Annotated in this window: 11 protein-coding genes; all 11 read right to left on the bottom strand. The window is 35.8% G+C overall.

Annotated features, from left to right (window positions below; all coding sequences use genetic code 11):
- Positions 1-699: 699 nt before the first annotated feature.
- Positions 700-1,113 (bottom strand): hypothetical protein, encoded by a 414-nt coding sequence (locus QZ562_RS17655; RefSeq protein ID WP_293763097.1) that lies wholly within the window; start codon positions 1,111-1,113, stop codon positions 700-702.
- Between the two features lie 102 nt (positions 1,114-1,215).
- Positions 1,216-1,452 (bottom strand): hypothetical protein, encoded by a 237-nt coding sequence (locus tag QZ562_RS17650; protein ID WP_293763095.1) that lies wholly within the window; start codon positions 1,450-1,452, stop codon positions 1,216-1,218.
- A 466-nt stretch (positions 1,453-1,918) separates the two neighbouring features.
- On the bottom strand, positions 1,919-2,368 hold the full coding sequence (locus QZ562_RS17645; protein WP_293763092.1) for a hypothetical protein: 450 nt from the start codon (positions 2,366-2,368) through the stop codon (positions 1,919-1,921).
- Between the two features lie 78 nt (positions 2,369-2,446).
- Positions 2,447-2,854, bottom strand: coding sequence for a hypothetical protein (locus QZ562_RS17640; RefSeq protein WP_293763089.1), 408 nt, complete (start codon positions 2,852-2,854; stop codon positions 2,447-2,449).
- Between the two features lie 82 nt (positions 2,855-2,936).
- Positions 2,937-3,287: a DUF805 domain-containing protein gene (locus QZ562_RS17635; protein ID WP_293763086.1), complete on the bottom strand. Its 351-nt coding sequence runs from the start codon at positions 3,285-3,287 to the stop codon at positions 2,937-2,939.
- Positions 3,288-3,412: 125 nt separating this feature from the next.
- Positions 3,413-3,865 carry a hypothetical protein gene (locus tag QZ562_RS17630; protein WP_293763083.1) on the bottom strand — a complete coding sequence of 151 codons (453 nt, stop codon included), beginning with the start codon at positions 3,863-3,865 and terminating at the stop codon, positions 3,413-3,415.
- 105 nt (positions 3,866-3,970) lie between these two features.
- Positions 3,971-4,429 carry a protease complex subunit PrcB family protein gene (locus QZ562_RS17625; RefSeq protein ID WP_293763080.1) on the bottom strand — a complete coding sequence of 153 codons (459 nt, stop codon included), beginning with the start codon at positions 4,427-4,429 and terminating at the stop codon, positions 3,971-3,973.
- A 108-nt stretch (positions 4,430-4,537) separates the two neighbouring features.
- Complete coding sequence (locus QZ562_RS17620; RefSeq protein ID WP_293763077.1) at positions 4,538-5,479, bottom strand: hypothetical protein; 942 nt, start codon at positions 5,477-5,479, stop codon at positions 4,538-4,540.
- Between the two features lie 502 nt (positions 5,480-5,981).
- Positions 5,982-6,167, bottom strand: coding sequence for an SEC-C metal-binding domain-containing protein (locus QZ562_RS17615; protein WP_293763074.1), 186 nt, complete (start codon positions 6,165-6,167; stop codon positions 5,982-5,984).
- Positions 6,168-6,311: 144 nt separating this feature from the next.
- The gene (locus tag QZ562_RS17610; RefSeq protein WP_293763071.1) at positions 6,312-6,962 is read right to left on the bottom strand and encodes a DUF2726 domain-containing protein; all 651 of its coding nucleotides are present in this window, start codon (positions 6,960-6,962) and stop codon (positions 6,312-6,314) included.
- Positions 6,963-7,070: 108 nt separating this feature from the next.
- Positions 7,071-7,757, bottom strand: a complete 687-nt coding sequence (locus QZ562_RS17605; RefSeq protein WP_293763068.1) for a hypothetical protein — start codon at positions 7,755-7,757, stop codon at positions 7,071-7,073.
- Positions 7,758-7,876: the final 119 nt, after the last annotated feature.

Below are 7,876 nucleotides of genomic sequence, written 5' to 3'. Positions count from 1 at the left end.
ACCAATAACAGGTAACAGCATGCTAACAATAATTAATTTACTACAAAATCTCATTGATACTCCTTGAAAAACTAACGCTGACATTTTCGGCTGGTTTGGAGCGCAGCTTAAAATCAGTCTGACAACATGCGAGCGTTAGTGTTTTCTGCATACTTTGCGACCCAAAATTTACTTTCTTTAAGTGTTCAATCATTGATTTTATCGACTGTACTGTAATCTTCATGATACCAACCGTACATATGGTGAATACCAAGATTATCACCAACATATTTTTGCGTTTTACCGTGTTAATCATAACTGTCGTTATCAGCGAGTAATTTTGTGAACCGCTCGTAGAGAATTACAGCACCCGATGTAATCAACGTTACATGATACTCAACGAGACTCCGTACCGCCTTTTCTAAGTCTGGAACGACTTTTCCCATCTCTTTTAGATATTTTTCAATTAACTCCAAAATATCTCTCCAATCTTTCGGATCGCAATCCAACATTTCAAGAGAGACATCAGACTAAACATCGCTTTTAAGTTGAGCATTCGCATACTCAAGCACGTCTTTTGTATGCAATAATTCTGTTGCGTATTTGATGGCTAAGAATTCAAATTCTGTATTCATGATTGGTAACACTAACGCACCAATATGCCTACGAAAAGAGCGCAGCGAGTTGAGGTCGGAATAATGCGATTGTTATACATCGTTTCTACTTTAAATCGCAAAAGCGTTTAAATGTGGAAACTGAGGAAATGCTTGGTTCAGTACCTAATAAATTCACATTACTAAACGCAGTATCTGATATTAAACTTGTCTTTGGGAAAACAATGATCAAATTATCCCCCGAATTATCGGTGTAAATTGATGACCAGTAGTCGAATCCTCTCGCAATCGCTAATTCTGTGTAAACACACATCATCGATCGAGAGGCAAAAGCCGACCGGGTTTGAAACTTCGGTTCTGAGAGAGTGGAATACGATCCACTTCTTTCAATTTCTGTAACTGTAAAATCGAAATCTGCAATTACTCTATTTTTAGATGATACTGAGAAATCTGAATCGGCATATGTATTAGTTGCACTCAAAATTACAGTAAAGAGAAATAAAGTTAAAAGTGATTTCATAAATAATTCCATTTAGATGTATAGCGCTTAACATATGGGGATGTTAGGAGCGCTTTCTCAGCGAGTAAAATTACCACTATGATGTTTTTGTTATACGTAAAATTATTCACTTTTACACGAACAGTGAATGTCACCGTTTTCATCCTGCCATTTTGAATAATTGTCTCTGATGCCACAACTACTCGCTAACAATCTACACGAGCCTTCACCATGACTTAAGCCGATACCTGCAGTATGGAATAATACTGACTCAGCCAACTGTTGTTTAACAGGTATTGATGAAACGCATCCTTGGAGAGCGAGCGTAGAAAACAAAACACATATTTTGATCAACTTCATAAACTTCCTTTTTACGTATAACGCCCTTTAAGGGGAAAATGGTAGTCGGCGTAATGTGGTAAGCGCCAAAGGCTAAGAATTAAATATTGACGCCATAGTCTCTTGTTAGGTAGAAAATGCACCTAGACTACTCATGCAATAGTTACAGCAACTTTAACTACTGCATCAATCTTTATGTATTCTAAGTTTGCCCTTTTAACCAATAGTCCGATATGTCGACCACTTCACCTTTAACAACATAACTAAAATCTGCTGTTCTGACTGATATGACAACATTCTTCTTTAAATTTTCTTCCAACATAATTTGTTCCTTTAAATTTGCTGACTAACCAAATACAGTTTGCAAAAATATGACTTTCTACCTAACGCCTAAACAACAGGCAAAAATTTGTTGGCTTAAATAAGCGACGAAGGAGCAAAAGTAAACTATTTTTTGTCCTTATTAATTTTTTTGTTAGGCATAATTTCACTGAACTATGTATATTTGACTCAATGATCCGACTCTTACATGAGTTTGATAATAATACTCATTTTCGCTCCTTTGACCATTACACCCGAAAGAAATTTTAACTCTCCTTGCTTCCCCATATACAATTATTTTTTTGCCCTTCAAATATACGTCAGCAACTTCTCCGTACTTTTCCTCAAATGGTTCGAAAACTTTTGGATGAATTGCAATTGATATATTTCTAGGGTCACGATAATCAAGTTCTGAATTTAAGAAGAGCACTCCATGTGGTTTCCCTATAGCTTTAACATGTACTTTAAAAAATCCTTTTATTCCTTTTGGAGCTGCTTCAGCTGCTTTTTCAATTGCTTGCATCGGTGAAATGTAAGTGGATATGTCCGTTGGACCTGTTGTACTTGCACACCCAGAAAGCGTGGCAATTAAAATCAAACTAAGTATTCGAATCAAACCATGTTCCTTATGCCTAATACCCAAATAACAGGCTTAAAATTGTTTGGAACGAAAAACAACAAGCTGTTTTAAGTCCTAGTTTATTAAGTTGTTAAGCGAACATTGCTTAACAGCTGCAAGCCCTAAATCTATATGAGCAACTATATACCCATATTCTTTTTTAGAAAGCTGACCATCTTTGTATTCACTTTTAGCTAGTTCATGATCCCATAACGTATTGCAAGGAGCCGCAGGGATAGAAGTATCAATATTTAACAGATACTTTCGGTTGTTTTCTAGGTCGTATCCTTTTTTTACCGCACTTTTTGCACAAAGGCTTAAGGCATACTCCACCGCAAACTTATCTACACTTGGTAAACCAACAAACTCTACATCGCAACCTAAAACACGACTACCTGATCCGTCTTTGTAGTAAAGTTTCCCCGTTGAGCATGCAGATAGCGAAAAAGTAGCTGCAAGAGTTACCAAAAACTTAAATTTCAAAAACGATTCCTTATTAACCTAACGATTCAGATATGAGGCGCTCGTTGTTTGTGCGTCCCTGGCATAATTTGCTTGTTAGGTTTTATGCTGGCGCACCAGATTTAGGGTTCTCACCATACTCATTAGCATCATGTCCATCTTGCGCCAAAAATACGATAAGGATAATAAGGCCAATAAGTGGGATAAAAGCAATTAACTGCCACCAACCACTACGCCCAATGTCGTGAAGTCTTCTTGCGGCAATGCTGATACTCGGAACTAACATACCAAGTGTAAATATTGCAGAAAGAAATCCAGCTCCTATCACTGCATCAAGAATAGATATTACAACGATTAAGATCATGTAGATGAGATAAAACATCCAATACTCTTTCCTTCTTGCTCTACCAGTGAAATCAGCATATTTTTTTAGTGCGCCTATAAAATAATCCATTTTGGACCTTCCTTGTTGTTGATAAAACTTTTAAAACCTAACTCCCCAAAAAGCAGAAAACGCGAACACTTTGGCGCAGCCAGTGAGTGATTTTACGATGACTCGAATTGTTAGATTCACAATACCTATGGCCAATGCCTACAACTTTCGGGATTACCGCCCTCATCATACCCCCAACGTTTTACAATATAAGTTTCAGGATCTACTACGAGATAAATTTTACATTTACCAATCCACTCTTTGTGTCCAATCGTTAATCCAAATAGTCCATCTTCACTAAAATAATTTGGGAGTACTTCAGTATCAAACCAGTGTTGAACCATATCACCATCTTCATTAATTGAAATGTGAGTAAAACCTTCCCCTGCAACTAAGTAATCTGCACGAATAAGCTCACCAGCATTTTCAAATCTGTAAGGCTCTATCCTCCACGCCTTTTTACCAATCAGTTTATCTTGAAAATCAGCATATGGTTTGTATCCAACAGCACAACCTGACAAAAAGGAAAATATAAAAATGGCTTTAAAAAAGTAATTCATTTTCGCTTTCATTCTCTGGAGCAGTGCTAGATATTTCAATGTGAACCTAACGCTCTGTTAACAGATAAATTATAGTCGGCTATGGAAGCGACGAGAGCAAATGCCAACTGTATTTTCTCTTTGTGTAACAGCTTGTTAGGTTTACTAGCAACTAGTAAAGGTAATTTCTTCAGTAACTAATACATATTTGGTAGTGCCTAACTTAATTAATTTAAAAGGATTTACTAAAGCATTTGTTACAACACAACCTTCCCCAGGAAAAGTAAAGACAACGTTAGCTCTTACATAATTATCACTTTCAGAAAATGTCACATTTAAGCTGTAACCGCCTGTATTCCGAGTACCCATATCAATTAAGACTATTAATTCTTCTTCGAAATTTACTGCTTTTACAGCTTCACTTGTTCGCGTGATTAACTCATTTTCATAATCAACTTGATTTCTTATGATAATCGCATTTTTACTTGTAGGGTTAGCATATTCATTATATTCAAATTCATGCAATATTTCGTATTCCATTGCTGGAGCAAGAGATATTGCACTAACATCTTTACAACCTTGTATTTGAAACAAGAATGGAATGAGAATTAATAACATTTTCATGATGGATACTCCTTGTATGACTAACGCCCTGTTAATGGGCACAATTAGTTGGCTAAAATGTTGAGGAACGAAAACAGCCAACTTGTTTCTGTCCTATTAAACAGCCTGTTAGATGTTCTTTCTTACAAAGTTAAGAATATCATTATGAATTTTTAAGTTAGTCCCATGCCCAATATTTACATATGTATGAAATACAACATTCACATTGTTTGCTTTATAAATATCTTGGCATTTAACCCAACGTTCAGGTTGCATGTTTTGACCTAGCGCTGAGTAGATAGTTTTTCTTTCTACATCTGAATATGCATCATCGTATTTTACAGCATCATTGGTGTCATTTTCCCCCATAAACAAAAATTGAGGTACAGACGCCCATTGAGTTTTATTAAAATCAATACCTGTAATTTTCTTAAAATCATTAACACCGAGAGGGTAATTTAACTTCTTATTAGAGACGTTATCTACAGGTAACATCAGAATCCCATTTAAGCCACCAGCAACGACTAACTGAATACTGTCTGGGTGCAACATTGAAAAGCGGTTAGCTAAACTTCCTGAAGCAGAAAAACCTGTTAGGATAACTTTATCTTGTATTGTTACTGAGTGATTAGAGAGTACTTTTTTAGCTCGCGAAATCATTGCTAACAGTTGAAGGTCTATTCTTTTTAATTCTCCAGACTCTACTAATAACGTATCTCTATCTAATGCATGCGTATACATCTCCCAGTCAGTCTTCGGACGAGGAAAGACTGGGATCAAGATGGGAGAGTTTAACTTTTTTGCAACCCATGGCCCTACAGCATTTCCTACGATAGCCTTTTTAGCACTTTGATAATGTACTTCAAAATCGTCAGAAACAGCACCAGTATTGTTAGTTTCAACAATCAAATAGTTAGTTTCGATATTTGATGGGATTTTTAAAAGGAATGGAAAGTAAAAACCTTTATTTGGCTCAGCTTTAACTTCAATTACCGTATCTGCAAAGCTAGCGTTACTTATGAATACAATAAACAAAATAGAACTTTTTTTAATTAACTTCTCGAATAGCATGACTACTCCTCCTTGAGAAAATCTAACGCCCCATTATGCCGACGAAACGAGTTGAGGTCGGAACAATTGGTTTGTTATGTTGCTTAACCACTTCTATTCGATCTCTTAAGGGTGTAATAGTTCTCATCTACAGAAACCAATTCCCATTCTAGTTCTCCAACATCACTCAGTGTTTTTGAAGCTCGCTTATCGTAATCGTTGGATCGAAGCTCACGTAAAACCTCGGGGACAATAACAAAAGAGAAACTATTAATGGTCTCTATCGCTTCATTTCCAAGACGATCCACTGAGATTAATTTGTATTACCACGATCCTTTCTCCTTAGATGTAACTGTACAACCATACAACAAAAAAACTGTAATCAACAAGGCTAAAAAATCAATTCCATTTTTTATTAAACTCCCTCTGTCAGACGAGAAAAATAACACTTCAAATATGGGGCGTGGCTTTTTCGCGCCCCTACCATGATCTGTTTGTTATATTTTGAACGCACAAAGATACTTTATGCATTTTTCCCACAACATTTCTTATATTTACGCCCGTTACCACAAATACAAGGATCGTTTCGCCCAACTTTTGGAGTCGTCCTTACAATAGGACTTTTAGGTGGGCAACAACTTGTGTTACTGCAACTAGGCTCATTACCTTCAAGTAATTCATCGGATAATTTTGTACTGTTTTCATTCATATTAACTTCAACTCTCTTTCAAAATTTTTACGTTGACCCTAAAAAATAAATATAACGCCTCATTAAGAGGCAATAAAATAGTTGGTTAAAATAAGCGAGGCACGAGCAAAAACCAATTGTTTTTTGTCCTGCTTTAATGACTTGTTATGCCTCAATTTCTTCGGTATAGCGACACTTAGGAAAACTACTACAAGCTAAAAAATAATTCCCCTTATTCTTTCCTTTTTGTGCGGTTTTAACAGTTAATTCTGACGAACATTTAGGACATATTTTATTATCATTTTTTTCAGGTGCAGTTACATCTGCTAAAACTTCTGTAGCAGGAAATAATTCCTTTTTAATTTCATCAACAGCGTAACTAGTAGAAGCTTTGAATCTATGTAGTTTTAAACCTGCTGTTTCACATGCAGATTCAACGAATTCATCACGTTTAATTTGTTTTTCCTGAGAGTGGCTTTTATCATCAAGTTCTATGACTGCTAGAAAAGTAAGATTTTTAGGGTTGCATAAAACAAAATCAAAGTGTTTTGCGGATATTTTATTAAATGCAATTTGCCATTGGCTTCGGTTAAGTCCTTTTCTTGGTTTAAGGATATCAGCGATTCTTACTTTACCAAATACAACTGCTTTATCTTCACAAGCAAGTTTTAATACCCCATAAAAAGATCGTTCGGCTGGTGTAAATAGTTGTCCACATAAATCATATGGTGCTACCGTCTGTTTAGAACTCTTGTTCTTAAATAGGAATATGAATAATAAAACGATAACAATGAGAAAGAGTGCAATAAATTCCATTTGATCACCTTGAGGTATAACGCCTAATTAACAGGCAAAAAATAGTTGGTTAAAATAAGCGACGCAGGAGCAAAAACCAACTATTTTTTGTCCTTGTTTAATTTCTTGTTAGGCATTTATTTCACCCAGTATTTCCTCGAACTCTACTAGGCTAGCAAGTCGCTCCAATTCCGACGTAGGCGAAAATATAGTAGAACCATCCATAGTTGTTAGAGAAGGATATATTAATGCAGTTCTTTGTAAACTTGATTCACAGGAAATCAAATCTCGAGTTTCTGGAAAGTGAACAGTTCCGATAAGAAGTTTATTAATTGAAATACCAACAGATTGATGAAGATCGTAATACTCATCACTACTTTCTTTTTTAACCAATTCTTTGGCTTTGTGCAATCTGATTAATGTACCGAGGTAAACTATCTCTTTTGTTTTAAGCGAAGAAACTACCTCTGCAAATTCACTAAACTCAGAAGCATATATCGAGCCTTCTGTAGTTTGACCTTTCATAATTTTAGCTAAAATAGAAAGGTTTAAATAAGCGGTACCTTCTAAGGCTGCCCGTTGATAACGGTATACAATAGCAACAAACTGATCAGCACTTGCAATATCTAATTCTGAGCGTTTACATTTTGCCATTTCATTTAAAGCAATTTCTCGAGATTTTTCAGCCCGTTCACGAAATAGTTTAGTAAGTAAACTATTTCCCAAACTAGCGACAAAGTTACTTGCCCCGAAATCTGCTGCCGATAAAATATCGGCCGTTACGGCAACACTCAAATTTTGAATTTTATTATTCATTAACGACTCAAAGGTACAACTATTCGAAGAATGCCTAACGCTTAACATATGGGGTTTTTAGGAGCGCTTTTTCAGCGAGTAAAATTCCCACCATGATGTTTTTGTTAGAGCTCATAATC

It is taken from the genome of uncultured Paraglaciecola sp. (assembly GCF_913058035.1).
Lineage (GTDB): Bacteria > Pseudomonadota > Gammaproteobacteria > Enterobacterales > Alteromonadaceae > Paraglaciecola.
Note: the sequence above shows the minus strand (reverse complement) of the source record. Positions and strands in the feature narration are given on the sequence as shown.

Bases quoted from the DNA above. Each gene is read 5' to 3' on its own strand.
- QZ562_RS17655 (WP_293763097.1), bottom strand. From the start codon at position 1,113: ATGAAATCACTTTTAACTTTATTTCTCTTTACTGTAATTTTGAGTGCA.
- QZ562_RS17650 (WP_293763095.1), bottom strand. From the start codon at position 1,452: ATGAAGTTGATCAAAATATGTGTTTTGTTTTCTACGCTCGCTCTCCAA.
- QZ562_RS17635 (WP_293763086.1), bottom strand. From the start codon at position 3,287: ATGGATTATTTTATAGGCGCACTAAAAAAATATGCTGATTTCACTGGT.
- QZ562_RS17625 (WP_293763080.1), bottom strand. From the start codon at position 4,429: ATGAAAATGTTATTAATTCTCATTCCATTCTTGTTTCAAATACAAGGT.
- QZ562_RS17620 (WP_293763077.1), bottom strand. From the start codon at position 5,479: ATGCTATTCGAGAAGTTAATTAAAAAAAGTTCTATTTTGTTTATTGTA.
- QZ562_RS17615 (WP_293763074.1), bottom strand. From the start codon at position 6,167: ATGAATGAAAACAGTACAAAATTATCCGATGAATTACTTGAAGGTAAT.
- QZ562_RS17610 (WP_293763071.1), bottom strand. From the start codon at position 6,962: ATGGAATTTATTGCACTCTTTCTCATTGTTATCGTTTTATTATTCATA.
- QZ562_RS17605 (WP_293763068.1), bottom strand. From the start codon at position 7,757: ATGAATAATAAAATTCAAAATTTGAGTGTTGCCGTAACGGCCGATATT.